Annotated in this window: 22 protein-coding genes and 1 pseudogene; 8 read left to right on the top strand and 15 right to left on the bottom strand. The window is 56.5% G+C overall.

What is annotated here, in order from left to right:
• Window positions 1-459: 459 nt before the first annotated feature.
• The 7 genes and pseudogenes from RTM13_RS05975 to RTM13_RS05945 all read right to left on the bottom strand — a co-directional run.
• Window positions 460-1,425 (bottom strand): annotated as a pseudogene (locus RTM13_RS05975) (neuraminidase-like domain-containing protein); the annotation flags it as partial.
• 441 nt (window positions 1,426-1,866) lie between these two features.
• On the bottom strand, window positions 1,867-2,346 hold the full coding sequence (gene spy, locus RTM13_RS05970) for an ATP-independent periplasmic protein-refolding chaperone Spy (RefSeq protein ID WP_312210925.1): 480 nt from the start codon (window positions 2,344-2,346) through the stop codon (window positions 1,867-1,869).
• A gap of 287 nt (window positions 2,347-2,633) precedes the next feature.
• Window positions 2,634-3,602: a succinylglutamate desuccinylase gene (gene astE, locus RTM13_RS05965; protein ID WP_312210923.1), complete on the bottom strand. Its 969-nt coding sequence runs from the start codon at window positions 3,600-3,602 to the stop codon at window positions 2,634-2,636.
• Between the two features lie 10 nt (window positions 3,603-3,612).
• Entirely contained in the window at window positions 3,613-4,938 is a 1,326-nt protein-coding gene (astB, locus tag RTM13_RS05960; RefSeq protein ID WP_312210921.1) for an N-succinylarginine dihydrolase, read from the bottom strand.
• Window positions 4,935-6,413 (bottom strand): succinylglutamate-semialdehyde dehydrogenase, encoded by a 1,479-nt coding sequence (astD, locus tag RTM13_RS05955; RefSeq protein ID WP_312210920.1) that lies wholly within the window; start codon window positions 6,411-6,413, stop codon window positions 4,935-4,937. The genes astB and astD overlap by 4 nt, the downstream gene beginning before the upstream one ends.
• Window positions 6,410-7,444, bottom strand: coding sequence for an arginine N-succinyltransferase (gene astA / locus RTM13_RS05950; protein ID WP_312210918.1), 1,035 nt, complete (start codon window positions 7,442-7,444; stop codon window positions 6,410-6,412). Before astA ends, astD begins: the two co-directional genes overlap by 4 nt.
• Window positions 7,441-8,661 carry an aspartate aminotransferase family protein gene (locus RTM13_RS05945; protein WP_312210917.1) on the bottom strand — a complete coding sequence of 407 codons (1,221 nt, stop codon included), beginning with the start codon at window positions 8,659-8,661 and terminating at the stop codon, window positions 7,441-7,443. Before RTM13_RS05945 ends, astA begins: the two co-directional genes overlap by 4 nt.
• Window positions 8,662-9,071: 410 nt before the next feature.
• Here RTM13_RS05945 and xthA point away from each other — a divergent pair, with 410 nt between their 5' ends.
• Window positions 9,072-9,878 (top strand): exodeoxyribonuclease III, encoded by an 807-nt coding sequence (gene xthA, locus RTM13_RS05940; RefSeq protein WP_312210916.1) that lies wholly within the window; start codon window positions 9,072-9,074, stop codon window positions 9,876-9,878.
• Window positions 9,879-9,953: 75 nt separating this feature from the next.
• Here the strand turns inward: xthA and RTM13_RS05935 are convergent, their stop codons facing one another.
• The gene (locus RTM13_RS05935; protein WP_312210915.1) at window positions 9,954-10,223 is read right to left on the bottom strand and encodes a DUF1496 domain-containing protein; all 270 of its coding nucleotides are present in this window, start codon (window positions 10,221-10,223) and stop codon (window positions 9,954-9,956) included.
• A 228-nt stretch (window positions 10,224-10,451) separates the two neighbouring features.
• Between RTM13_RS05935 and gdhA the strand changes: the two genes are divergently transcribed.
• Entirely contained in the window at window positions 10,452-11,795 is a 1,344-nt protein-coding gene (gene gdhA / locus RTM13_RS05930) for an NADP-specific glutamate dehydrogenase (RefSeq protein ID WP_312210914.1), read from the top strand.
• A gap of 91 nt (window positions 11,796-11,886) precedes the next feature.
• On the opposite strand, the gene RTM13_RS05925 is transcribed toward gdhA, so the two are convergent.
• The 3 genes from RTM13_RS05925 to RTM13_RS05915 are packed head-to-tail and all read right to left on the bottom strand — an operon-like array spanning window position 11,887 to window position 15,439.
• On the bottom strand, window positions 11,887-13,791 hold the full coding sequence (locus RTM13_RS05925) for a DNA topoisomerase III (protein WP_312210913.1): 1,905 nt from the start codon (window positions 13,789-13,791) through the stop codon (window positions 11,887-11,889).
• A complete protein-coding gene (selD, locus tag RTM13_RS05920) occupies window positions 13,791-14,834 on the bottom strand; it encodes a selenide, water dikinase SelD (RefSeq protein WP_312210912.1) in 1,044 nt (347 codons plus the stop codon). Before selD ends, RTM13_RS05925 begins: the two co-directional genes overlap by 1 nt.
• A gap of 53 nt (window positions 14,835-14,887) precedes the next feature.
• On the bottom strand, window positions 14,888-15,439 hold the full coding sequence (locus tag RTM13_RS05915) for an NAD(P)H nitroreductase (RefSeq protein ID WP_312210910.1): 552 nt from the start codon (window positions 15,437-15,439) through the stop codon (window positions 14,888-14,890).
• Between the two features lie 163 nt (window positions 15,440-15,602).
• Between RTM13_RS05915 and sppA the strand changes: the two genes are divergently transcribed.
• The 3 genes from sppA to pncA are packed head-to-tail and all read left to right on the top strand — an operon-like array spanning window position 15,603 to window position 19,180.
• Window positions 15,603-17,456: a signal peptide peptidase SppA gene (gene sppA / locus RTM13_RS05910; RefSeq protein WP_312210908.1), complete on the top strand. Its 1,854-nt coding sequence runs from the start codon at window positions 15,603-15,605 to the stop codon at window positions 17,454-17,456.
• Between the two features lie 55 nt (window positions 17,457-17,511).
• On the top strand, window positions 17,512-18,528 hold the full coding sequence (gene ansA / locus RTM13_RS05905) for an asparaginase (RefSeq protein WP_312210906.1): 1,017 nt from the start codon (window positions 17,512-17,514) through the stop codon (window positions 18,526-18,528).
• A gap of 10 nt (window positions 18,529-18,538) precedes the next feature.
• On the top strand, window positions 18,539-19,180 hold the full coding sequence (pncA, locus tag RTM13_RS05900) for a bifunctional nicotinamidase/pyrazinamidase (protein WP_312210904.1): 642 nt from the start codon (window positions 18,539-18,541) through the stop codon (window positions 19,178-19,180).
• A gap of 110 nt (window positions 19,181-19,290) precedes the next feature.
• Here pncA and RTM13_RS05895 read toward each other — a convergent pair whose 3' ends face one another.
• Window positions 19,291-19,563 carry a YeaC family protein gene (locus RTM13_RS05895; RefSeq protein ID WP_268108285.1) on the bottom strand — a complete coding sequence of 91 codons (273 nt, stop codon included), beginning with the start codon at window positions 19,561-19,563 and terminating at the stop codon, window positions 19,291-19,293.
• Window positions 19,564-19,604: 41 nt separating this feature from the next.
• Window positions 19,605-20,018, bottom strand: a complete 414-nt coding sequence (msrB, locus tag RTM13_RS05890) for a peptide-methionine (R)-S-oxide reductase MsrB (protein ID WP_312210901.1) — start codon at window positions 20,016-20,018, stop codon at window positions 19,605-19,607.
• Between the two features lie 341 nt (window positions 20,019-20,359).
• On the opposite strand from msrB, the gene gapA reads away from it, so the two are divergent.
• A complete protein-coding gene (gapA, locus tag RTM13_RS05885; RefSeq protein ID WP_042392940.1) occupies window positions 20,360-21,355 on the top strand; it encodes a glyceraldehyde-3-phosphate dehydrogenase in 996 nt (331 codons plus the stop codon).
• Between the two features lie 76 nt (window positions 21,356-21,431).
• Window positions 21,432-22,316, top strand: a complete 885-nt coding sequence (locus RTM13_RS05880; protein ID WP_312210899.1) for a D-hexose-6-phosphate mutarotase — start codon at window positions 21,432-21,434, stop codon at window positions 22,314-22,316.
• Window positions 22,317-22,360: 44 nt separating this feature from the next.
• Here the strand turns inward: RTM13_RS05880 and RTM13_RS05875 are convergent, their stop codons facing one another.
• Together RTM13_RS05875 and RTM13_RS05870 are read right to left on the bottom strand one after the other, a co-directional pair.
• The gene (locus RTM13_RS05875; protein ID WP_312210897.1) at window positions 22,361-23,215 is read right to left on the bottom strand and encodes an aldo/keto reductase; all 855 of its coding nucleotides are present in this window, start codon (window positions 23,213-23,215) and stop codon (window positions 22,361-22,363) included.
• An 86-nt stretch (window positions 23,216-23,301) separates the two neighbouring features.
• Complete coding sequence (locus RTM13_RS05870; protein WP_312210895.1) at window positions 23,302-24,048, bottom strand: MipA/OmpV family protein; 747 nt, start codon at window positions 24,046-24,048, stop codon at window positions 23,302-23,304.
• 445 nt (window positions 24,049-24,493) lie between these two features.
• Here RTM13_RS05870 and yeaG point away from each other — a divergent pair, with 445 nt between their 5' ends.
• Window positions 24,494-26,428, top strand: a complete 1,935-nt coding sequence (gene yeaG / locus RTM13_RS05865) for a protein kinase YeaG (RefSeq protein ID WP_312210894.1) — start codon at window positions 24,494-24,496, stop codon at window positions 26,426-26,428.
• Window positions 26,429-26,462: the final 34 nt, after the last annotated feature.

The raw sequence follows: 26,462 nt of genomic DNA, 5'->3' as shown, positions 1-26,462 counted from the left end.
ATCATCTGAAAAATATTTTCCCGAACAATTTATATCATTTACCGAGTATATTTTTTCGGCATTGATAGTAGAAACCGCCTCGGGAATAATGCTAGTTAGAGTTATTTCCCCATTACCAGCTTGCGCTATTTTAAAGTTATCAATAGATAAGGACGGAAGAACTAACGACCCGCTGAGACCATCATAATTCTGACCTGACTCAAGCTTCACCTCTTTTATAGAAAAAAGACTTGAGTAAACCGACTGTATACGCTGCTGTGCATTTGCATCGCCTGAAATAGGCGAATAATGTTGTAGATAAGCTGCCAAGGTAGAAACAATAATATTTCCTTCACTATCTTTTCCTGGGCTCTTTGATTCCACTTGTTCAATATTAAACCAGTAATCAATACGCATAGAAAAATCACTGAAACCATCAGTAGTACTTCCACTCGCTCCATCATATAAAGAAACAGACAATATATCATCGGTGTCATTATACAAGCATGCAGTACATAGTGATGCACTAAGAAATAATTTACTCCAATCATTATCTGCTGCGTTATTTACTGCCATCAGTGTATAAGGAGCAGACCAGGTGTTGCTAAAGTCACTGTATGACGAATAGGCGGTAATTTCATCATAGGGTCTCGCCCCAGTGCCCTCACCCGTATTTCCGGCTGTTGTACGCTCAAACCAAAACAGATAGAGGCGGTTATTAAAAAAGGTCAGTCTCGGTAGGCCTTGTAACGCCTCCTCGTTAATGGCGGTATTCATCGGATACCACTCTGACCAGGCGCTGCTGGAGGCCACGTTATCGACGTTCAAATCCATATCGAACGAACGCCAGTAGTACTGCACTGGCGACGTAGTGGATTTCCCTAAGAAATAGTAGATACCATTCGTCTGGTCCGTACTATCCACATACCCACTGACAATCGTCAGGTTCGCCACCTGCTCGAATTTGTTCAGGTAGTTCATGACCGCCTGCTGGGCCGTATCATTATTGATAGTGTTCTGGTTAAGATCGGTGATCAGATCCTTAAAGTAGGCAGTCTGGCTCTGCCGCAGGGTCGGGTCGATATAGTTCTCTGGGTAGGTATCCAGCTCCACCTCGCCGGCCCAGATGTCATACTGGCTTAGTCCCTCTTTCCAGTTAGTGATATTGTCCTGATCCAGATACTGGGTCTGGTACCCCGGCTCCATGTTCATGGTGATGCCGTTGATGTACTGCTGAATGCTCGACATCGCCTGTGCCACGCGGGAGGTGGGCACGGCGTTGCTGACCAGCGGGTCGATCAGCAGGTACTCATAAACATCTTCGGGAGTCTGCACCAGATTGACCAGGTCCTCATTGCCGCTGGCAGGAACATACTGCCCTAAATAATAGGAGAGCAGAGCATCACGCTGACGCTCATTAAGGGATGCTGCAATATCGATACTCATAGCGTGTCACCTTATCCAGGAAAGAAATAGGGATGGCATCGTAGGATGCTAAATTTAAAAGGAAAAGTTATAGGCTGACCTGTGCAACAACCTATTTATCACTACCTTTGTAAGATTTTACTGAAGTGAAAAATCCATATTTATCAAACAGGAACCAATCTACAGAAGTTATAAAATTCTAATCAAAAAAGTCCAAAGCAATACGTTCTTATTTTGCACCGCACTGTATCAAAAACAGTGACATATAAAATGGCAATTTGGCTTAGCGCGTAGATTTACTTGAGGGGAAATAATGAACCGCTTTATCGGGATAATGATTTCCCTTATAAGTTAAGAGAATATTCACATTGGGTTATTTAATGCAAAAAAAAACCGCCGGGCCTGCCCACTGCCCGATGGGAGCTGTGGACAAGACCGGCGGTCTTAAGAAGGTGTGCTGATCTACTCAGCAGGTGCAGGCATTTTACCTTCTGGCGCTTTACGTTCTGTCAGACGCTTCTCAAAATTGGCATTAAACTGCTTTTTCTGCTCCGGCGTCAGGATGTTATAGATTTTGTTCTGGGTTTCCATGTGCGCCAGCATACGGGCTTTGTTCTGCTCGGCCATTTTGTCGATCTGCGCTTCGGCTTTCGCCTTATCGAAGGTGTCGCTGGCGATGATGCTATGGGCAGCGCGGCGCTCATCCAGAGACGGACGTTTCATCTGGTCACGCTGGCTCTTCATGATCTCACGGATCTGCTGTTTCTGCGCGTCGGTCAGGTTGAGGTCTTTGAACATCATATCGTGATGTGGGCCCATTTTGCCTTTATGGTGCATCGCTGCGCCGTTATCCGGTGCGGTAGTGGTTTCAGCAGCGTGAGCCAGGTTAGCAGCGCCGAACGCCAGGGTAGAGGCAACAAACAGAGCGGTCAATTTACGCATAGTCTTCATCCTTCTTTCAGTTATTCTTACTTACGGCACGTTGCCGTGTTGACGAGATTAACTTTACGACCTTTTTCGTCAATTAATCAGTGCAACGGTAAAACAGTGAAAGTATAAAAAACAGTTTCCAGGCAATTGTGAAGACAATATGGAAAAAAGATGGAGAGATGTAGCGAAAATATTCAACCTGATGATTTTGAAGGTAATATGGAGGAGCATACTCCTCCATCGATTATTAATAAAGCAGTTTGGTAAGAATAGTCTGCAATAATTCTTAAGGCACGCTTCTATTTAATCCGCTCCAGCATTAAACCCGCTCGCAGGCCGGGCGCGACGTTTGGGTTGGGAAATAATACATACTCCGTCTCGTGTTGAACCACGTAGCGCGTTTCGCCCTCCTCTGCCAGCAGCGTACCGGCGCTGAATGCAGTGAAGTTAAGCGTCTGGGCGGACATACAGAGCCGGAAATTCTCCCCATGACGCGTAATCTGCTGCGTAACACGGTAGCGCAGCACCGGCTCATGCTGGCTCGTCCAGGAGGTATCGCTTAGCAGGGCCGCCAGCGCATTTCGGGTCACGGCGAATTGACTAAGATCGTTCTCCCCAAAGGGAAGTGCTTTCCCCAACTCCAGGGTGCAGGCCAGGGCGTTAAAACGCTCGCAGCTGAAATGGGTAAAGGTGCCCCCCGGCGACTGGTGAAAGACCAGCGCCTCCAGCCCTGCGTCTCCTAACCATTGCAGGAATGATTCATTCCACGGCGTTGCCCGGGAGGGTAAAACACCGAAGCGCAGGTGGTGCGAGCCGCGTATCGCAGTATGCAGATCGAGATGCCAGCGCGTTTCAGACGCACCATCAGCAAAGAAGTGGTTCAGGGCATGCTCGAGCTGCGCTGCCCGCTCGGTCTCCAGACTGGCGGGGTGTCCTTGCCAGCGCCCGCCAAACAGGCGATTAAGATCGTTGACTACATAACGGCAGTTAGTGCGCAGCGCCTCGGGGTTGCCCAGCACCACCAGCATGCGCCAGCGCAGCGTCAGGGAACCAGCAAACAGCGCGGCCAGCAGGCTATCAACAATCTCTACCGGGGCGGTCTCGTTCCCGTGGATCCCTGCCGATAGAACCAGGGCGCGATCCACAGGTTGATGCGGGGTTAACTCCAGTAGCCCCTCTCCGTGCCAACGCCAGCTAAAAGTGACATTGTCACCTTTGTTTATATCAGGATGGCTTCCGGCCAGCGTTAAAGCGAGAAAATCGTGCATAGCGTCTCCGTTAACGCTGGAAAGGGTAAACCGAGCCAAGATCCAGCAGCTGTGACAGCTGGTCCAGCGCCTCCCTTCCCTCGCGCAGCAGTTGCGGGTCGGCGAGATCGGCCTGAGTCAAACGATCGCGGTAGTAGCGATCTACCCATCCATTAAGTTGGTTAAAGAGTGCGTCCGACATCATCACCGCCGGGTTAACCGCCTGCCGCTCCTCCTGCGTCAGCACAACGCGCAGACGCAGGCAGGCCGGACCGCCGCCGTTAGCCATGCTCTCACGTAGATCGAACACCTTCAGCTCGCGGATCGGATTATCTTCTGCCAGCAGGCCGTTGAGGTAGTGCCAGACGCCTGCATGCTCCTGCGACTCCTGAGGCACCACCAGCACCATTGAGCCATCCTCCCGGCTCAGTAGCTGGCTGTTAAACAGATAGGTTGCTACGGCATCCTTCACCGATACCGCCTCCTCCGGCACCTGAATGGCCTGAAAGCCCGGCACCCGCTCCGCCAGATGGCTCAGCAGCCCGCACTGCTTAACAAAAGCCCGTTCGTGGCAGAACAGCAGCTGACGGTTGCTTACCGCTATCACATCGTTGTGAAACACCCCTTCGTCAATAACCGTCGGGTTCTGCTGGGCGAACATCACCCGATCCGGATGAACCTGATTTAACCGCACCACCGCCTGGCTCGCCTCCAGGGTCTGACGGGCAGGATAGCGCTCGGGTGCGGCGTGACCGTGCTCCTCGCGCCCGTAGATAAAGAGTTGAAGGCCCGGCTCCCCATACTCGCCACCGAGACGGTTATGGTTTGCTGCCCCCTCGTCGCCAAAGCGCGCCACCTGCGGCAGCGCCGGATGTACGGCGAAGCGGCCCTCATCGCGGAAAATAGCCTGCAGCAGCGCCTCGGTGGTCGGCGCTTCGCTAGAACGGTGGAACTTGTTGTTGAGGTTAGCGACGGTGAGATGCACCCTGCCGTCCAGCGCATCGGCGGAGGGGCAGACCGTGGCCGCGTTGGCGACCCACATGGATGAGGCTGAACTGGCTGCGGAGAGCAGCTCCGGCGTCTGCGCTGCCGCTTTGGCAACCACCTGCTCATCGCTGCCGCTAAACCCTAGCTGGCGTAGCACCGCAACGTTGGGTCGCTCCTGGGGTGGGATCACCGCCTGAGGAAAGCCCGCGTCGCTTAGCGCCTTCATCTTCAGCAGGCCCTGCTTCGCTGCCAGCTTCGGGTTAGAAACCTGATTACGGTGCTTTGTCGATGCCTCGTTACCAAAAGAGAGTCCGGCATAGTGGTGGGTCAGCCCCACCAGGCCGTCAAAGTTTACCTCGTGCGCCTTCATGCTCCCTCCTCCGCTGAAAAATGCAGCCCCGGGCTGAGCGTCTCCGGCAGGGTCAAATCAGCTGACTCAAGGCTCGCCATTGGCCACGCGCAGTAGTCGGCGGCGTACCAGGCGCTGGGACGATGATTGCCCGAGGCTCCGATGCCGCCAAAGGGGGCGGTGCTCGCCGCGCCGGTCAAAGGCTTGTTCCAGTTAACGATCCCGGCCCGCGCCGCCAGCAGCAGGGCGTCAAACTTCTCGCGCTCCGCCGAGACCAGGCCGCAGGCCAGCCCGTAGCGGGTGGCATTTGCCAGCGTAATCGCCTCTTCCCAGCTGTCGTAGCGCCAGACCCCTAGCAGCGGGCCGAATACCTCTTCATCCGGCACATCTGCCACCCCGGTAAGATCGATAATCCCCGGACTGAGCAGCGAGGTTCCGGCCTTAATGCGCTTCGGTGCCAGCAGGGTTCTGCCGCCGCGCGCCTCGTGGGCCTGCCACGCCTGATAGACCTGCTCTGCCGCCTGCTCAGAGATCAGCCCGCCAGTAAACGGCTGCGGCTCGGCGTCCCAGCTGCCGGGCTGGATGCGGCCAGCCACCTCCACCAGCCTGGCAAGAAAGGCGTCGCCCTCCGCGCCGCGCTTCACCAGCAGTCGACGGGCGCAGGTGCAGCGCTGACCTGCGGTAATAAACGCTGACTGAATAGTCAGATGCACGGCGGCGTCGCGATCCGCTACGTCATCGACGATCAGCGGATTGTTTCCCCCCATCTCAAGGGCGAGGATCTTCTCCGGCTGCCCGGCAAGCTGGCGATGCAGCTGGTAGCCAGTGCTGGCGCTGCCGGTAAAGAGCAGGCCATCAAGATCCGCCAGGCCGCTGAGGGTCTGGCCGGTTTCGCGTCCGCCCTGCACGAGGTTAAGCACGCCGGCAGGAAGGCCCGCCTGCTCCCAGAGCTTCACCACCGCCTCGCCGCTGTGCGGCGTCAGCTCGCTGGGCTTAAACACCAGCGTATTGCCCGCCAGCAGAGCCGGAATGATATGGCCGTTGGGAAGATGTCCCGGGAAGTTATAGGGACCGAAGACCGCCAGCACGCCGTGAGGACGATGACGCAGGGTTGCCGCCCCATCCGCCATCGCCGTCTGCTGCTCGCCGGTTCGTACATGCCAGGCCTTCACCGAGATGGCGGCCTTGTTAATCATGGCCCCGACTTCGGTCGCCGCTTCCCAGCGTGGCTTGCCCGTCTCCCGGGCGATAATCTCAGTCAGTGCACCTCTGTTCGTTTCCAGCAGCGCAGCGAATTTTTCCACAATGGCCTGACGGGTAGCAAATGGCTGCGACGCCCAGCCGGGAAACGCGGCGCGGGCGGCCCGGCATGCCTCGGCAACCTGCTCTGCATCCGCATCCTCTCCCTGCCAGAGCAGATCGCCCTTCACCGGATCGCGTTTTTCACGCCGAATGCCCTGACCGGTCACCCAATCACCGTTGATCCATAAGCTCATGCAGTTTTCTCCTCGGCACAGAGCCGCACCAGGCGAACCTTGTCGCCCGGCTGACATTTGAGAACATCTATCTGGGCGGCGCTCAGCACCAGCCGTTCGGTATCGGGGTTAGCGGCTACCAGCATGACGCGAAACTGCTGGTACTGCTCATTAGCCACCATGCAGAGCGGCCACTCGCCCGGCGCAGACTGTCCTTCGGCAACCTCTACCAGCCGGCTTTTACGGATGGCGCGCACTCGGTCAATATCACACTCAAGCGTCGGCCCGCCGTCGAAAATGTCGATATAGTTGCGGTAGCGGAATCCCTCTTTCTCCAGCACCGCCCGCGCTGGAGCGGTTTGTGGATGCACTTCGCCAATCACCGCCTGCGCCTCTGCCGTCAGGAACTGGGTGTAGATAGGGTGCTTGGGCATCAGCTCGGCGATAAAGGCCTTCTGCCCGATGCCGCACAGGCGATCGGCGCGGCTGAAGGACATAGAGAAGAAGGTTTTTCCCAGGCTGTCCCAAAACGGCGAGTAGCCATCCTCACTAATCACGCCGCGCATCTCCGCCACCACCTTTTCGTTGAAGCGATCGCGAAACGCGGCCATAAACATAAATCGTGATTTAGAGAGCAGGTAGCCGTTGCCCGCCTTGCGCCAGTCGGGATCGAGAAACAGAGTGCACAGCTCGCTGCTGCCGGTGTGGTCGTTGCTTAAAAACAGCGTGGGCAGGGCGTTGTAGACGTTAAGCTCTTTCGAGGCATGCACCAGGGTGCCCACCCGGTAGTTGTACCAGGGATCGTTCAGCCCAACAGCAACCTCAATAGCGCAGACCCCGGCCACCGTGCCGCTGTCGGTATCTTCAAGCACAAACAGATAACCCTGCTCGCTCTTCGGCAGCTCGCCCTGCCAGGTCTGTCGCGCTCGGGTGATACGCGCCGCAAGCGTGGCCTCATCGGCGGGCAGCGAGGTTAGCCCACCCCCTGTTTTGCCCGCCAGCTGCATCAGGGCGGGCAGATCGCTATGCTCAATTGGACGGATCACCATCATGTTGCGTACCCCGCAAGAAATCGTTCGCAGGCACGGGAGAAGCGTGTCATGCCGGTGCGGATCTCCTCCTCGCTGATATTTAGCGCCGGGGCGAAGCGCACCACGTTACCTCCGGCGATCAGCACCATCGCGCCCTCCTCAGCGGCCAGCTGGGCGATCTGTTTCGCTTTCCCGGCCCAGGCGGAGTTCAGTTCACAGCCAATCAGCAGGCCGATGCCTCTGATCTCTTTGAACAGGTCTGAACGGGCGTTAATGGCCTGCAATTGTTCAACAAACGTCTGCTGGCGCTGCTTGACGCCGTCAAGGAAGGCGCGATTGTTGACGTTATCCAGCAGCTCACCCGCTACGGCGGCGGCCAGCGGGTTACCGCCGTAGGTTGTCCCGTGCGTGCCGACGGTCATTACGCTGGCGAACGCTTCTCGCGTCAGCATCGCCCCAATCGGAAAACCGCCTCCCAGCGCTTTAGCGGTGGTCAGTACGTCAGGCGTGACGCCGTAGTGCATATAGGCATAGAGCTCGCCGGTACGCCCTACACCAGTTTGGACTTCATCAAAGATCAGCAGCGCGTTATGGCGATCGCAAAGTTCACGCAACGCCTGTAAAAATTCTGGTTTCGCAGGCACTACACCGCCTTCGCCCTGAATGGGTTCAACAATCACCGCGCAGGTATCATCGGTCATCAACGCCTGGACAGAGGCGATATCGTTAAACACCGCATGATGGATATCCGGCGGCAGCGGGGCAAAATCTTGCGAGTAGGCGGGCTGGCCTCCGGCGCTGACGGTAAACAGCGTCCGACCATGGAAAGCATTTTTAAAGGCGACGATGCCGCTCTTCTGCGTGCCATAGCGATCGTGGGCATATTTACGCGCCAGCTTCAGCGCCGCCTCGTTAGCCTCAGCGCCGGAGTTACAGAAAAAGATCCGGTCGGCAAAGGTGGCATCAATAAGCCGTTTTGCCAGCCGTAGCGCTGGCTCGTTAGTGTAGCCATTGCCGGTATGCCAGAACTTACTCGCCTGTTCGCTCAGGGCGCGGCAAAGTCCCGGATGGGCATGGCCCAGGGCATTAACGGCGATCCCGCCAGCAAAGTCGATATACTCTTTCCCCTGCTGATCCCACAGGCGGGAGCCCTCACCACGAACCGGAATAAAAGGCGCAGGCGCATACACCGGCAGCATCCACTCATCGAAACTCTCACGCGTTACTGACAGAGACATAGCAACCTCATCAGGTAAATAAAAAGTTGTTAATATGTTAATTATTGTGAGCATTGGCCCTGTGAATGTAGATTGCACACATCGTGCCAGCCAGCGATAAAAATGCATAACGTCGAAGCGGCAACGACATATCAATGAGTTACAGCAGAGCGCTATTCATATAAATTGCATAAAAAGTGAATAATGTTAGAAAGAACGCCGATGGCGATGCCTGAGAGCAGAAGATTTATGCAGGAATAAAATTTAATTCTGGAAGTGTGATCGCAAGCGAAACTTACCGCCGTTTCTCGCCCCATTGCGGTGCGGCGTGCTCTTTTTCAGGGCGCAATGCGTATTCGCAATCCAGGGCGGATACGCTGCGTTTTTTCTGTTAACATCTGGGCTTATCAATTGGCTATGTGGCAGAAAATATGAAATTTGTTTCTTTTAATATCAACGGGCTGCGCGCGCGCCCCCATCAGCTGGCGGCGATTGTAGAGAAACACCAGCCGGACGTGATTGGCCTGCAGGAGACAAAGGTTCACGACGATATGTTCCCGCTCGAAGAGGTGGCGAAGCTGGGCTATAACGTCTTTTATCACGGCCAGAAAGGACATTACGGCGTGGCGCTACTTACTAAAGAGACGCCGGTGTCGGTGCGCCGGGGCTTTCCCGGTGACGACGGCGAGGCACAGCGCCGGATTATCATGGCGGAGATCCCTTCTGCACTCGGCAATATCACGGTGATCAACGGCTACTTCCCACAGGGCGAAAGCCGCGACCATCCGACAAAATTCCCGGCCAAAGAGAAGTTTTATGCCGATCTGCAAAGCTATCTGGATAACGAGCTGCAGAAGGATAGCCCGGTGCTGATCATGGGTGATATGAATATCAGCCCCACGGATCTCGATATCGGCATTGGGGAAGAGAGCCGTAAGCGCTGGCTGCGCGGCGGCAAATGCTCGTTCCTGCCGGAAGAGCGCGAGTGGCTGGGCCGCCTGCTGGAGTGGGGGCTGGTGGATACCTTCCGCCACGCCAACCCGGAAACCCAGGATCGCTACTCCTGGTTTGACTACCGCTCAAAAGGGTTTGATGACAACCGCGGGCTGCGTATCGATCTGCTGCTGGCCAGCCAGTCGCTGGCGAGCCGCTGCAAGGAGACAGGCATCGATTACGATATTCGCAGCATGGAGAAGCCCTCCGACCATGCGCCGGTATGGGCCAGCTTTACAATCTGATTTAGATAGCGTTAATGCCGGGTGGCGGCTACGCCTTACCCGGCCTACGGAGCTTGTCACATGTAGAAAACACATTTATTCCCGTACCCGCCGCCACACCAGCGGATTGGTGCTGAGCGTACGCTCGTCGCGCTGGCACTGCAGCAACACGCCTTCCGCCTTGATTACTGCCCCTTCCGAATAGTTCTGATCCTGATAAATACAGCACAGGTTGCAGGGCTGCGAACGCTGTCCGCCCGAGCTAAAGACCTCCGGCGGGACGTTTACCTCCACGTCCGGGCGGATACGGTCCGCCTGCGCCCCGGCAGATAACAGTCCCAGCAGTACAATCACGTAACGGTTCATCGACGTCTTTTCCTTTTTGATCCTGATAATCACTATAACGGTAAACCGCACCGGTTCCTTTAGTTTATCTGCCCATCGTTTTTAGTTATGACCCGAGCCGGTTTATAAATTTCCCTTCGCTGGTTAATTTTTCGCTTGCCTGGCAAAGCGGTACGAGTGGTATAGTCGAAAACGACGCTAAAACGCATATACAACAAACATAATTTATTATAAGAGGAACTTATCTCTATGGATCAGGCACGCTCTCTGGAATCTTTTCTCACGCATGTCCAACAGCGCGACCCGCATCAGAGCGAGTTTGCGCAGGCCGTTCGCGAGGTGATGACCACCCTCTGGCCGTTCCTTGAAGCAAACCCGCGCTATCGTCAGATGTCACTCCTGGAACGTCTGGTAGAGCCGGAGCGTGTGATCCAGTTTCGCGTGGTCTGGCTGGATGATAAGAATCAGGTGCAGGTCAATCGCGCCTGGCGCGTGCAGTTTAACTCTGCCATCGGCCCGTTCAAGGGCGGTATGCGTTTCCACCCTTCAGTAAACCTGTCGATCCTTAAGTTCCTCGGCTTTGAGCAGACCTTCAAAAACGCTCTCACCACCCTACCGATGGGCGGTGGCAAAGGCGGCAGCGATTTCGATCCCAAGGGCAAAAGCGAAGGCGAGGTGATGCGTTTCTGCCAGGCGCTAATGACCGAGCTGTACCGTCATCTGGGACCGGATACCGATGTCCCGGCGGGCGATATCGGCGTCGGCGGCCGCGAGGTGGGCTTTATGGCGGGGATGATGAAAAAGCTCTCCAACAGCAGCGCCTGCGTCTTTACCGGCAAGGGACTCTCTTTCGGCGGCAGCCTGATCCGCCCTGAGGCGACCGGCTATGGCCTGGTCTACTTCACCGAAGCGATGCTCAAGCGTCACGGTTTGAGCTTTGAGGGGATGCGCGTGGCGGTCTCCGGCTCCGGCAACGTAGCGCAGTATGCTATCGAAAAAGCGATGCAGTTTGGCGCGCGGGTTGTCACCGCCTCCGATTCCGGCGGTACCGTGGTGGATGAGGCGGGCTTTACCGCAGAGAAGCTGGCGCGCCTGTGCGAAATTAAAGCCAGCCGCGATGGCCGTCTGGCCGATTATGCCCGCGAGTTTGGCCTGGTGTGGCTGGAAGGCAAGCAGCCGTGGTCCGTGCCGGTGGATATTGCCCTGCCGTGCGCCACCCAGAACGAGCTGGGCGAGGATGCAGCCCGCCAGCTTATCGCCAACGGCGTGAAGGCGGTGGCGGAAGGCGCGAATATGCCCACCACCATCGAAGCCACCGATCTGTTCCTTGAGGCGGGCGTGCTCTTTGCACCGGGTAAAGCGGCTAACGCGGGCGGGGTTGCTACCTCTGGTCTGGAGATGGCCCAGAACGCGGCACGCCTGGGCTGGAAGGCGGAGAAAGTAGACGCGCGCCTGCACCATATCATGCTGGATATTCACAACGCCTGCGTAGAGTACGGCGGCGAAGGCAAGCAGACCCACTACGTGCGTGGGGCAAACATTGCCGGGTTTGTAAAGGTGGCCGATGCGATGATCGGGCAAGGGGTAATTTAATTTTACGGCTGTGCCGGGTGGCGGCTGCGCCTTACCCGGCCTACGGTTCGAGCCATTGTAGGCCCGGTAAGCGTAGCGCCACCGGGCTTTTTCATGCAGAACTCTTCTTCTTTTTAAACGATTTCTTCGCGCCGCCCGGCGCAACGATCCCTTTAAACTGGCGAACCGGCGTGCTGCGCGCCTGATCGATCAGCTGATAGAGCGTGCCCACCAGCGGCTGCATAAAGTCTTGATAGCGGCACTGCTTCTCGCTGATCTGCGTCAGGACCGATTCCCAGTGCGCGGTCATATCCGGCCTTGCAGCCATCTCCGGCAGAGAGTGGATCAACGCCCGTCCCGCATCGGTAGAGAGAATGCTGCGCCCTTTCTTGTGCAGGAAACCGCGCTTAAAGAGCAGCTCGATAATCCCGGCGCGGGTCGCTTCCGTCCCCAGGCCGTCGGTAGCACGCAGGATCTTCTTCAGATCCTTATCCTGCACGAAGCGCGCGATCCCGGTCATCGCCGAGAGTAGCGTGGCGTCGGTAAAGGGCCGCGGCGGCTGCGTCTGGCGCTCAACGACCTCACCCTTTTCACACAGCAGCTCGTCGCCCTTCGCCACGACCGGCAGCGGCGTGCCGTCGTTCTCTTCGTCACGCTCTTTGCTACCAAGCAGCGTTCGCCAGCCCGCCTGCGCCAGAAAGCGTGCCTTCGCCAGGAACTTGCCGTTGGCGATATCCAGCTCAATCTCACACTTGCGAAACATCGCATCCGGACAGAACTGCATCAGGTACTGGCGGGCAATCAGGTTATAGACCTTCGCTTCATTGTCGTGCAGGTTTACCGTACTGCTGCGCGCCGTGGGAATGATGGCGTGGTGGGCATCGACTTTTTTATCGTCCCAGCAACGGTTACGTCGATCGGCGTCGATAACCGGCTGCGGCAGCAGATCCGGGGCATGCACACCAATGGCCTTCATAACTGAATGGCGTCCGGCAAAGTGCTCCTCCGGCAGATAGCGGCTGTCGGAGCGCGGATAGGTGATCAGCTTATGGGTCTCATAGAGTTTCTGACAGATATCCAGCACGTTCTGTGCGCTCAGCCCGAAGCGCTTCGCCGCCTCGATCTGTAACGAAGAGAGCGAGAACGGCAGCGGCGCGGGTTCCGACTCCTGCTTGTCGTTGTAGCGGGTAACGTGAGCCGGCTGGCCGGAGATCCGTTTCACCACGTGCTCGGCCAGCGTCCGGTTGAGCAGACGCCCCTCTTCATCCTGGTGCGGCTCACAGGCTTCGCTCGGCTGCCAGGTGGCGGTAAACCGCTCATCTTTCGGGGTAACGATGTGCGCCTTCACCTCAAAGAAATCTTTGGCGACAAAGTTCTCAATCTCTTCATCACGGCGCACCACCAGCCCCAGCACCGGCGTCTGGACGCGCCCCACCGAGAGCACGCCCTGGTAGCCCGCGTTGCGCCCCAGCAGCGTCCAGGCGCGGGTCATATTGATGCCGTAGAGCCAGTCGGCTCTTGCACGGGCCAGCGCCGAAACGCAGAGCGGAATGAACTCGCTGTTGGCGCGCAGACGGCCGATCGCCCGCTCAACCGCCTGCGGGTTGAGATCGTTAATCAAACAGCGCTGGACCCGCTGGCGTTTCTCCGCCGGCAGCTGGAGATAGTCGAGCACCTCGTCCACCAGCAGCTGCCCCTCGCGATCCGGGTCACCGGCGTGGATAATTTCGCTGGCCTCGCCAAGCAGACGCTTAATCACGTTGATCTGCTTGGTGACCGAGGCGCGCGGCTGCAGCTGCCACTTCTCCGGCACGATGGGCAGATCCGCCAGGTTCCAGCGGGCGTAGCGGCTGTCATAGACATCCGGCTGCGCCTGCTCGAGCAGATGACCAATGCACCAGGTCACAACCTGGCCGTTTCCGCACTCGATATAGCCGTCCCCCTTACGGTGCGGCTTTGGCAGCACGTCGGCAATGGCGCGGCCCAGGCTGGGTTTTTCGGCAATAAACAACCGCATTAAACAATCTCAATCATTGGGCGACCCGCTCGGGCCGTTACCAGCTCGCCGATGGCACTGAGGGAGATATCAAACTCGGCGGCGGTGGCCTTCACCTCGTCCTCCGCCTCCGGCGAGACTGCCAGCAGCAGACCGCCCGAGGTTTGCGGATCGCAGAGCAGATCCCGCCACGCCTGCGGCATGGGTCCCATTAGGTGACCATAGCTGGCAAAGTTGCGCTGCGTACCGCCCGGTACCGCGCCCTGTTCGATATATGCCTCCACGCCAGGCAGCTTGGGTACGGCTTCGTAGCGGACCTGCGCCTGCGCTCCTGCCCCCTGGCACACCTCGCTCAGGTGGCCGAGCAGGCCAAAGCCGGTGACGTCGGTCATGGCTTTCACCCCTGGGATGTTAGCGAAGGCTGCGCCAGCGATGTTCATCTGGCACATCACGTCCCGCGCCAGCCCCTGATGCTCTGGTTGCAGTAACGATTTTTTCTCGGCGGTGGTCAGGACACCAATCCCCAGTGGCTTGGTCAGAAATAGCTTGCACCCCGCCTCGGCAGTACTGTTTTTCTTCACTCGCGCGGTAGGGACGACGCCCGTCACCGCCAGGCCGAAAATCGGCTCCGGCGCATCGATGGAGTGGCCCCCCGCCAGCGCAATACCCGCCTGCTGGCAGGCAAAGCGCCCGCCCTCAATCACCTCCCGGGCGATCTCCGGCGGTAGCGTGGCGATCGGCCAGCCAAGAATAGCGATCGCCATGATCGGTTTGCCGCCCATGGCATAGATATCGCTAATGGCGTTAGTGGCGGCGATGCGGCCAAAGTCGAAGGGATTATCCACGATCGGCATAAAGAAGTCGGTGGTGCTGATGACGCTGGTCCCGTTGCCGAGATCGTACACCGCCGCGTCATCTCGCGTCTCATTACCTACCAGCAGGTTGGGATCGACAAATTTCGCCTGCTCGCTGTGGAGAATGGTCTCCAGCACCTTCGGTGAAATTTTGCACCCGCAGCCTGCACCGTGGCTGTACTGAGTTAAACGAATAGCCTGCTGGCTCATGGACATCTCCTGTCAATACGGTTCCTGACTCATTAATAGCGCTATGGTAGCGCTTAGAAATAGCGGACGAAAGGGGATGTGTCCGGTATGCTCACCGTGGTAGCGGCTTTCAACTGCGGCGTGCCGAGGTAGAGGAAGCCGACTACCTGATCCTGCTCGCGGCAGTCGAGCGCGTCGCGCACTACCGGGCTGTCGGTCAGCGGCCCGCTGCGCCAGATGCCGTTAAAGCCCTGCGCCTGCGCTGCCATCTGCATCGCCATTACCGCGCAGCCTGCGGAGAGCAGCTGCTCCCAGCGCGGCACCTTCGGATGCGCCTCACAGTGCGCAACTACCGCAATAATCAGCGGCGCGCGAAATGGTGCGCTACGAGCCTTATCAATACCCTTCTCATCCTGCCCGGCCTCGGTGGCCGCACGGGTCAGGAGCTGGCTAAAGCGCTCGCGCCCTTCTCCTTCGACGATGAAAAAGCGCCACGGTTGCAACGTGCCGTGGTCTGGCGCACGCATACCGGCACGCAGAATATTTTCCAGAATCTCCCCTGCTGGCGCGGGTTCAGCCAGCCGGGAGGCGCTGCGACGGTTAACGAGCAGTTCAAGTGCGTCCATTAGTTAACTCCTGTCATCAAATTTGGGCATAAAATTAACATGGGCGGGAACTTTGTTACAGCACCGACGGTGATTCCTGCTGACAAGAGGCCGTCGGATAATTAGGATAACCGCACATTCCCGCACGGGGTGCGGTGGTTGTTAATCAGGTTAGGGAGAAGACATGCGAACCCTTTGGCGTATTATTGCCGGATTCTTTAAATGGACGTGGCGAACGCTCAATTTTGTGCGTGAACTGGTGTTCAACATTTTTTTCATCTTGTTGATTCTGGTAGGCGTCGGCATCTGGATGCAGCTGAGCTCTGGCACAGCCGAGCATACCACCCGAGGGGCATTACTTCTTGATATCACAGGCGTGGTGGTGGACAAGCCCTCCAGCAGCAGCAAGCTGAGCGCGCTAGGTCGCCAGCTGTTTGGCGCCAGCTCCGATCGCCTGCAGGAGAACTCCCTGTTTGATATCGTCGAGACCATTCGTCAGGCACAGGCCGATCGCAATATTACCGGCATCGTCCTCGATCTGAAAAACTTTGCCGGGGCCGATCAACCCTCGATGCAGTACATCGGTAAGGCGCTAAAGGCGTTCCGTGACAGTGGTAAGCCAGTCTACGCCGTCGGAGATAACTACAGCCAGGGACAATACTACCTTGCCAGCTTTGCCAACAAGGTGTGGCTCTCGCCGCAGGGCGTAGTCGATCTGCACGGCTTTGCCACCAACGGTCTCTACTACAAATCGCTGCTCGACAAGCTGAAGGTCTCGACCCACGTCTTCCGCGTCGGAACCTATAAGTCCGCCGTTGAGCCGTTTATCCGTGACGATATGTCCCCTGCCGCCCGTGAAGCGGATAGCCGCTGGATTGGCGAGCTGTGGCAAAACTATCTGGGCACGATCGCCGCTAACCGCCAGATTACTCCGCAGCAGGTCTTCCCTGGCGCGCAGGGCGTACTGGATGGCTTAAGCAAAGTAGGCGGCGACACGGCTAAATATGCGCTGGACAACAAGCTGGTAGATACGCTTGGCAGCAGCGCCGACGCCGAAAAAGTGCTGGTTAAACAGTTTGGCTGGAGCGATGAGGACAAAAACTATCGCGCTATTAGCATGTATGACTATCCGCTGAAAAAACCGAGCGAGATGGGCGGCAGCGTGGCGGTGATCTTTGCCAACGGCGCGATCATGGACGGTGAAGAGACGGCTGGCAACGTGGGGGGTGACACCACCGCCGCGCAGATCCGCGATGCACGTATCGATCCGAAAGTGAAAGCCATCGTGCTGCGGGTTAACAGCCCGGGCGGCAGCGTCAGCGCCTCGGAGGTGATCCGCGCCGAGCTGGCCGCAGCGAAAGCAGCGGGCAAACCGGTGGTGGTTTCCATGGGCGGAATGGCGGCATCGGGCGGGTACTGGATCTCTACCCCGGCCAACTACATCGTGGCTAACCCCAGCACGCTCACCGGCTCCATCGGTATCTTCGGCGTCATCAATACCGTAGAGAAGAGCCTTAATGAGCTGGGCGTACACAGCGACGGCGTAGCCACCTCCCCGCTGGCAGACGTGTCGGTCACTAAAGCCCTGCCGCCGCAGGTGCAGCAGCTGATGCAGCTGAGCATCGAGAACGGTTATCAGCGCTTTATCTCCCTGGTCGCCCAGGCGCGTAAATCAACGCCGGAGCAGGTCGATAAGATTGCTCAGGGTCACGTCTGGACCGGTGAAGATGCGAAAAACAATGGCCTGGTGGATGCCCTGGGTGACTTCGACGATGCCGTAGCGAAAGCCGCTGAGCTGGCGAAGCTGAAGCAGTGGCACATTGAGTACTACCAGGATGAGCCAACCTTCTTTGCCCGGATGATGGACGGTTTCTCCGGTGAGATCCGCGCTCTGCTGCCGCAGGCCTTACAGGCCTACCTGCCGGCACCGCTGGCCGCGGCGGCGGATACGGTGAAAGCGGAAACCGACAAGCTGGCAGTGTTTAACGATCCGCAAAGCCGCTACGCGTTTTGCCTGACCTGCGCCAACATTCGTTAACTATCCTCCCCCCGTCAACGGGGGGATTTTCTTTGCGTTACCAGAACAGATAACCATGCAAAAAAAATCGATTTACGTCGCCTACACCGGCGGGACCATTGGTATGCAGCGTTCGGAGCAGGGCTACATTCCGGTCTCTGGCCATCTGCAACGCCAGCTGGCACTGATGCCCGAGTTCCATCGCCCGGAAATGCCGGACTTTACTATCCATGAGTACGATCCGCTGATGGACTCGTCGGATATGACGCCTGAGGACTGGCAGCATATCGCAGATGATATCAAGGCTAACTACGATCGCTACGATGGCTTTGTGATCCTGCACGGTACGGATACCATGGCCTTCACCGCCTCGGCGCTATCGTTCATGCTGGAGAACCTCGGCAAGCCGGTAATTGTGACAGGGTCACAAATCCCTCTCGCTGAACTGCGCTCGGACGGACAGATTAACCTGCTCAACGCCCTTTACGTGGCGGCGAACTACCCGATCAACGAGGTGACGCTGTTCTTCAACAACCGTCTGTTCCGCGGCAATCGCACCACTAAAGCCCATGCGGACGGCTTTAATGCTTTCGACTCCCCTAACCTACAGCCGCTGCTGGAGGCGGGGATCCATATTCGTCGCCTCGGCAACCCCGGTGCACCGAGCTGCCAGGGCGAGCTGATTGTTCACCGCATCACTCCGCAGCCAATCGGCGTGGTAACGATCTATCCGGGCATCTCTGCCGACGTGGTGCGCAACTTCCTGCGTCAGCCGGTGAAGGCGCTGATCCTACGCTCCTATGGCGTGGGTAATGCGCCGCAAAACGGCGAGTTTCTGCGGGAGCTGGAGGCAGCCAGCGCGCGCGGTATTGTGGTTGTCAATCTCACCCAGTGCATGTCCGGCAAGGTTAACATGGGCGGCTATGCCACCGGCAACGCGCTGGCGCATGCCGGCGTGATTGGCGGCGCGGATATGACGGTTGAAGCAACGCTGACTAAGCTACACTGGCTGCTGAGCCAGGAGCTGGACGCCGGGGCCATTCGCCAGGCGATGACCCAGAACCTGCGCGGCGAGCTGACCCCCGACGAATAAGGAGCCTGGTATGACTCAACGAGCACTTTTGCTGGTGGATATACAGAATGATTTTTGTGCCGGTGGCGCGCTGGCTGTCCCGGAGGGCGACAGCGTGGTAGACGTAGCGAATGCGCTGATCGCGTGGTGTAAAGCGCGTGGTGATGCGGTAGTGGCCAGCCAGGACTGGCATCCAGCCGATCACGGTAGCTTTGCCAGCCAGCACGGTGTAGAGCCCTATACCCAGGGAACGCTGGATGGGCTTCCGCAAACCTTCTGGCCCGATCACTGCGTTCAGGGAAGCGAAGGTGCAGAACTGCATCCCCTGCTTCAGCAAAAAGCCATTGACGAGGTTTTTCACAAGGGTGAAAACCGGACTATCGACAGCTACAGCGCCTTTTTTGACAACGGCCACAAGCAGAAGACTGGCCTGGATGCCTGGCTGCGCATGCGCGGCATCACCGAGCTTATCGTGCTGGGCCTTGCTACGGACTACTGCGTGAAGTTTACCGTGCTGGATGCGCTACAGCTGGGCTATCAGGTCAACTTGATTACCGACGGCTGCCGGGGCGTTAACATTGGCAAACAGGACAGCGCCCAGGCGTTTATGGACATGGCATCAGAGGGGGCAACGCTCTATACGCTGGCAGATTGGGTAGAGACGCACGCCTAGTACGTACAGGCGGCCATATCGCCGGGCGGCACTGCGTTTGCCCGGCCTACGCAAGGCACGGAGCTGTGTAGGCCCGGTAAGCGAAGCGCCACCGGGCGTTTACCAACCCATTACTTGAATGTCGCGATCGGTTTGGGCGCGATGCCAAACTCCTCTTTCAGCTGCTGCTTGCTCTTCATGACCATCTGTCCGTTGGTATCGATAGTCATATGCTGCGCATCGGTATTGTGGCGTGCCTGCCAGAGCATCACCAGCTGCAGGCTGTTCTCTTTCTGCTCGGGGGTCAGCGCCACGCCATCGGGCCATTTTCCCGTCTCAACTGCCGTCGCCAGGCGCTGATAAACTTCCGGCGTCATGCTGGCAACAAGCTCATTAATTTCCATCGTTCACCCGCTCCCGTGGAATAATTTGCTGAATCGATTCTTTAGCCTTTGATCTGCACGCCGTCGGCCTCGTCATTAAAGCTCAGGGAGGCAGAATTGACGCAAAAACGCTCACCGGTCGGTTGCGGACCGTCAGGGAAAACATGACCCAAATGGGCATCACAATTGCCGCAGCGGATCTCAATGCGCTGCATGCCATGTGAGTAATCGTTAAGATAACGGATCGCATTTTCACTGACCGGCTCGTAAAAGCTTGGCCAGCCGCAGCCGGAGTCATATTTGCTCTGGGAGTTAAACAGCGCGGCATCGCATACCAGGCAGTGGTAGACGCCTTCGCGCTTATTATGCAACAGCTTACCGCTGAAAGGCGGCTCTGTACCGTGATTTTGCGTTACATGAAACTGCATTTCAGTAAGGCTTTTTTTCAGGTCATCCTGAGAGGATTGATTAGCCATTTGCTTGCTTCTCGCTATAGGGTCATTTACATCTTTTGTCTGATTCTAACAAAACATTAACAGTGCCGTCCTGACTTTTGTTCTAAACTTAGGCGGTGCGAAAATGTAGCGGAGGAATTGTGATCTATTTCACGTTTTTATCCTGCATGCCCTTTAAAATCCACGCCGGCGACCCCATACGGGTTGTAGCTGATTGGAATAGTGAGACGACATCGCCGCGCAAAGGTTATGCACAGGATTGATTTGTCGCAATGATTGACACGATTCCGCTTGACGCTGCGTAAGGTTTTTGTAATTTTACAGCCAACCTTTTATTCACTAACAAATAGCTGGTGGAATATATGACTATCAAAGTAGGTATCAACGGTTTTGGCCGTATCGGTCGCATTGTTTTCCGTGCTGCTCAGGAACGTTCTGACATCGAAATCGTTGGCATCAACGATCTGTTAGACGCAGACTACATGGCGTACATGCTGAAGTATGACTCAACTCACGGTCGTTTCAACGGCACCGTTGAAGTCAAAGACGGCCATCTGGTTGTAAACGGCAAAACCATCCGTGTTACCGCTGAAAAAGACCCGGCTAACCTGAAATGGGACGAAATCGGCGTTGACGTTGTTGCTGAAGCTACCGGTATCTTCCTGACCGACGAAACTGCTCGTAAGCACATCACTGCTGGCGCGAAAAAAGTAGTTCTGACCGGTCCGTCTAAAGACAACACCCCGATGTTTGTTAAAGGCGCTAACTTTGACAAATACGAAGGCCAGGACATCGTTTCTAACGCATCCTGCACCACCAACTGCCTGGCTCCGCTGGCGAAAGTTATCAACGACAACTTCGGCATCATCGAAGGCCTGATGACTACCGTTCACGCGACTACCGCTACCCAGAAAACCGTTGACGGCCCGTCTCACAAAGACTGGCGCGGCGGCCGTGGCGCATCCCAGAACATCATCCCGTCCTCTACCGGTGCTGCTAAAGCAGTAGGTAAAGTACTGCCAGAACTGAACGGCAAACTGACCGGTATGGCGTTCCGCGTTCCGACTCCGAACGTATCTGTTGTTGACCTGACCGTACGTCTGGAAAAAGCAGCATCTTACGAAGAGATCAAGAAAGCCATCAAAGCCGCTTCTGAAGGCGATATGAAAGGCGTTCTGGGTTACACCGAAGATGACGTTGTTTCCACCGACTTCAACGGCGAAATCTGCACTTCCGTGTTCGATGCCAAAGCAGGTATCGCACTGAACGACAACTTCGTTAAACTGGTCTCCTGGTACGACAACGAAACCGGCTACTCTAACAAAGTACTGGACCTGATTGCTCACATCTCCAAATAAGATGTGACACTCAACTTAAGAGCGACTTCGGTCGCTCTTTTTTTTGGCTTAAGACAGAGGATTGAGGAATACGAATATGATCAATAAAATTTTTGCTCTTCCAGTAGTCGAAAACATTACGCCGGTCATTTCCCGTCGCCAGCTGGACGAGCTGGAGCTGATTGTGGTCGATCATCCGCAGGTTAAAGCCTCTTTCGCGCTGCAGGGCGCGCACCTGCTCTCTTTTAAACCGGCTGGGGAAGAGGAAGTGCTGTGGCTGAGCGGCAACACGCCGTTCAAAAATGGCGTCGCGCTGCGCGGCGGCGTACCGGTGTGCTGGCCGTGGTTTGGTCCGGCACAGCAGCAGGGCCTGCCCGCCCACGGTATTGCCCGCATCCTGCCCTGGACGTTGACCGCCCATAACGAAGATGAGAACGGCGTGGTGCTGACCTTTGAACTGCAAAGCAGCGACGCGACGCGTGAACAGTGGCCGCACGACTTCACCCTTTTTGCTCGCTTTAAGCTCTGCCAGACCTGCGAAATTGAGCTGGAAGCCCACGGCGAGTTTGAGACCACCTCTGCCCTGCACACCTACTTTAACGTAGGCGACATCAGCGCGGTGAAGGTGAGCGGGCTGGGCGATCGCTTTATCGATAAGGTGAACAACGCGCAGGAAGATGTGCTGGCCGACGGCGTACAGACCTTCCCGGATCGTACCGACCGCGTCTATCTGAACCCGGAAGCGTGCAGCGTGATCCACGACGGCGCGTTGAATCGCGCTATTGAGGTGATCCATCATCACCATAGCAACGTGGTAGGCTGGAACCCAGGCCCGGCCCTCTCCGTGAGCATGGCCGACATGCCGGACGACGGTTACAAAACCTTTGTCTGCGTGGAGTCTGCCTGCGTCACCGTGCCGCAGAAGACCACCGAAGAGAAGCCATCCCGCCTGGCGCAAACCATTCGCGTGAGCAAGCGATAATCATTAAAAAAGCTATGCCCTCTCACCCGGAGAGGGCAATTTCTCTACACCACATCCAGCGGCGTTTTACGACCCGGTGCTGGAAAAGCCCGATCCAGCTGGTTCAGCTCATCTTCACTCAGATTTAAACCGAGCGCAGCGGCGTTCTCTTTGACGTGCGCAACGCTGGCGGCCTTCGGGATCGCCATCACGCCCTGGTGACTGATAACCCATGCCAGCAGCACCTGCGCGGCGCTTACGCTATGCCCATGGGCAATCTCGCGCACGGTGGCGTTCTCCAGCAGGCCATCGCGCAGGCGTCCGGCCTGGGCCAGCGGACAGTAGGCCATCACCGGCAGAGACTGCTGCTGACACCAGGGCAGCAGGTCAAATTCAATGCCGCGCGAGGCGAGATGATAGAGCACCTGGTTGGTGGCGCAGGCTTGACCGCCTTTAACGCGCCACAGCTCCTGCATATCGCTATAGTCGAGGTTAGAGACGCCCCAACGGCGGATCTTGCCCTGACGGATCAGCGTTTCCATCGCCTCGACGGTTTCGGTCAGGGAGTAGTTACCGCGCCAGTGCAGCAGATAGAGATCGAGATAGTCTGTACCCAGACGGCGCAGGCTGGCTTCACAGGCGGCAATCGCTTTCTGACCGCCCGCGTTCCACGGGTAAACCTTTGATACCAGGAAAACCTCGTCGCGCTTGCCCATAATGGCCTCGCCGACCACCTCTTCCGCGCCGCCGTCGGCATACATCTCAGCGGTATCGATAAGGGTCAGGCCAAGATCGATCCCGGCCCGCAGCGCCGCCACTTCGCTTTGCCGCTGGCGGGGATTTTCTCCCATATACCAGGTGCCCTGGCCGATAGCGGCCAACGGCTGGCTGTCGGCAAACTGCACGCGTTTTTCTGCCATGATCTCCTCCAGAAATGATTGTCCTACCCTAAAACAAACAGGGCGCAAGCGCCCTGTTTAAATGCACAACAATCAGCATATCAGCATTAGAAGCTATAGGTTACACCGGTAGAGAATGCGCCAGCCCAGGACTTATCGACCATCGGGCTGTCTTTGATCTCATCCCCCAGACGGGTATAACGCCCTACGCCATACACGCTCCAGCTGTCGTTCAGCTGGTAGCTAGCGCTCAGCTCCAGATAAGGACTCCAGTCGCTATCCGGATCGTAAGTGCGTAGGCCGCTGTTGCGAGACTCCTTACCCGAAACACCGTAGTAGTACTCGTTCTGGTTTTCACTACTCCACTCGGCACCGATCCCCGGGGTCAGGGTCAGGCCGCCGTTGGTGTAGCGGTAGAGCCATGCCAGATCCCAGGTGATACCGTTGCTGTTATCCAGCGTATCGCCGGCCAGAGTGGTGCGCAAAAATCCGTACTGGGTGTTATGCACATACGACAGGCCCGCCATCAGGGTAGCTCTACGCTTATCGAGCTGGCGCAGCTGCCAATCATCGCTGTCTTTTGGCCGGAAGTGGAACGGAGAGTAGTAAGCGGTAAGCGAGAGCTTATCGCTTTCGTCATTCCACAAATAGTAGCCGCCGCCGAGGCCACGGAACCAGAAGTTATCCCCTTCGTAGGTAATTACCGGGACGGGGGCGACTTCGCGATCGTAGTCTTTGTAAGGAGACTCAAGCACACCGACGCCCGCGCCTACAGACCAGGGTCCCGCTGCGTTTGCCGTTGCGGCACATGATGCGATAAATACACCAAGCGCCAGAAATTTGAGTTTGGTCACAATCCTTTCCTTCCTGTAGTCAAATAATCAGCGGGAGCAGTGTAACCGCCCGCCTCCGTCATCCCAAATTTTTTCACTGATTATTATATAACTGAACGCGACAGCATGCTGTTTTCGCATGACAACCTGCTTAAGGATAAATGACGGAGAGATGAATCTTTCGCAACCCCCTTTATCTATAAAGAAAATAAATTCAGATGAGTTATTGATATGTCATTGAAATTAGATTGGCGTGCAATGCAAGTTTTGCAAATGCCATCTACGCTTAATTTTAAGAAGGTGTATCGCGGGCGCGTTAACTGCTGGCGTTCACAACCTGGCATAAGGGTTGCTGCATTCCGGTGCTGAAGTAGAGCTAGCGTCGTTCAGCTTATCTCTTCCGGGAGCCTCCACTATTCATATGAACGGCTCTTTTCTTGTGCTAAAAACGAAAGGACGGCATGCCATGAATATATTCGATCACTATCGCCAGCGTTATGAAGCTGCCAAGGACGAAGAGTTCACCCTGCAGGAATTTCTTACCATCTGCCGCCAGGATCGCAGCGCCTATGCGAACGCGGCAGAACGGCTACTTACGGCTATCGGCGAACCCGTGATGGTAGATACTGCTCTGGAGCCCAGGCTTTCCCGTCTATTTTCGAATCGGGTTGTCGCACGTTACCCAGCGTTTGAAGAGTTTTATGGCATGGAAGATGCCATCGAGCAGATTGTCTCCTATCTGAAACATGCTGCTCAGGGGCTGGAAGAGAAGAAACAGATCCTCTACCTGCTGGGGCCAGTGGGTGGCGGTAAATCATCTCTTGCTGAACGCCTCAAATCCCTGATGCAGCGCGTACCAATCTATGTGCTGAGCGCCAACGGCGAGCGTAGCCCGGTTAACGATCATCCTCTGTGCCTGTTCAACCCACAGGAGGATGAGCAGATCCTTGAGAAAGAGTACGGCATTCCGCGCCGCTACCTCGGCACCATTATGTCCCCGTGGGCAGCTAAGCGCCTGCACGAGTTTGGTGGCGATATCACCAAGTTCCGCGTGGTGAAGGTATGGCCCTCTATTCTGCAACAGATCGCTATTGCGAAAACCGAACCCGGCGATGAGAACAACCAGGATATCTCGGCGCTGGTGGGTAAAGTGGATATCCGCAAACTGGAAAACCACGCTCAGAACGATCCTGACGCCTACGGCTACTCCGGTGCGCTGTGCCGGGCCAACCAGGGGATCATGGAGTTCGTCGAGATGTTTAAAGCGCCTATCAAGGTGCTGCACCCGCTGCTGACGGCAACTCAGGAGGGGAACTACAACGGGACAGAGGGTATCTCCGCCCTGCCGTTCAACGGCATTATTCTGGCGCACTCGAACGAATCCGAGTGGGTAACGTTCCGTAACAACAAGAACAACGAAGCCTTCCTTGACCGCGTTTACATTGTGAAGGTGCCATACTGCCTGCGCATCTCGGAAGAGATCAAAATTTACGAGAAGCTGCTTAACCACAGTGAGCTGGCTCATGCCCCTTGCGCGCCGGGAACCCTGGAGACGCTCTCACGCTTCTCTATTCTTTCGCGTCTGAAAGAGCCGGAGAACTCCAGCATCTACTCAAAAATGCGCGTCTACGACGGTGAGAGCCTGAAAGACACCGACCCGAAAGCCAAATCCTACCAGGAGTATCGGGACTACGCCGGGGTAGACGAGGGAATGAACGGGCTGTCCACGCGCTTCGCGTTTAAAATCCTCTCCAGGGTCTTTAACTTTGACCACGTTGAGGTAGCGGCGAACCCCGTGCACCTCTTCTATGTGCTGGAGCAGCAGATCGAGCGCGAACAGTTCCCGCAGGAGCAGGCTGAACGTTATCTCGAGTTCCTGAAAGGCTATCTGATCCCGAAATATGCTGAGTTTATTGGCAAAGAGATCCAGACCGCCTATCTGGAGTCCTATTCTGAATATGGCCAGAACATTTTTGACCGCTACGTAACCTATGCGGATTTCTGGATCCAGGATCAGGAGTATCGCGATCCCGATACTGGCCAGCTGTTTGACCGTGAATCGTTGAATGCCGAACTGGAAAAAATCGAGAAGCCTGCCGGGATCAGCAACCCGAAAGACTTCCGTAACGAGATCGTTAACTTCGTACTGCGCGCCCGCGCCAACAATAGCGGCCGCAATCCGAACTGGACCAGTTATGAAAAACTGCGCACGGTTATCGAGAAGAAAATGTTCTCGAACACTGAAGAGCTGCTGCCGGTAATTTCGTTTAACGCCAAAACCTCTACGGATGAGCAGAAGAAACACGACGATTTTGTCGACCGGATGATGGAGAAAGGTTACACCCGCAAACAGGTGCGCTTGCTGTGCGAATGGTATCTGCGCGTTCGTAAATCGTCCTAAAACAGATGCCCGGTAGCGCTTATGCCTACCGGGC

This window comes from Pseudescherichia sp., from assembly GCF_031979925.1.
GTDB lineage: Bacteria > Pseudomonadota > Gammaproteobacteria > Enterobacterales > Enterobacteriaceae > Pseudescherichia.
The sequence above is the reverse complement of the archived record's forward strand: the minus strand, read 5'-3'. Positions and strand labels throughout refer to the sequence as shown.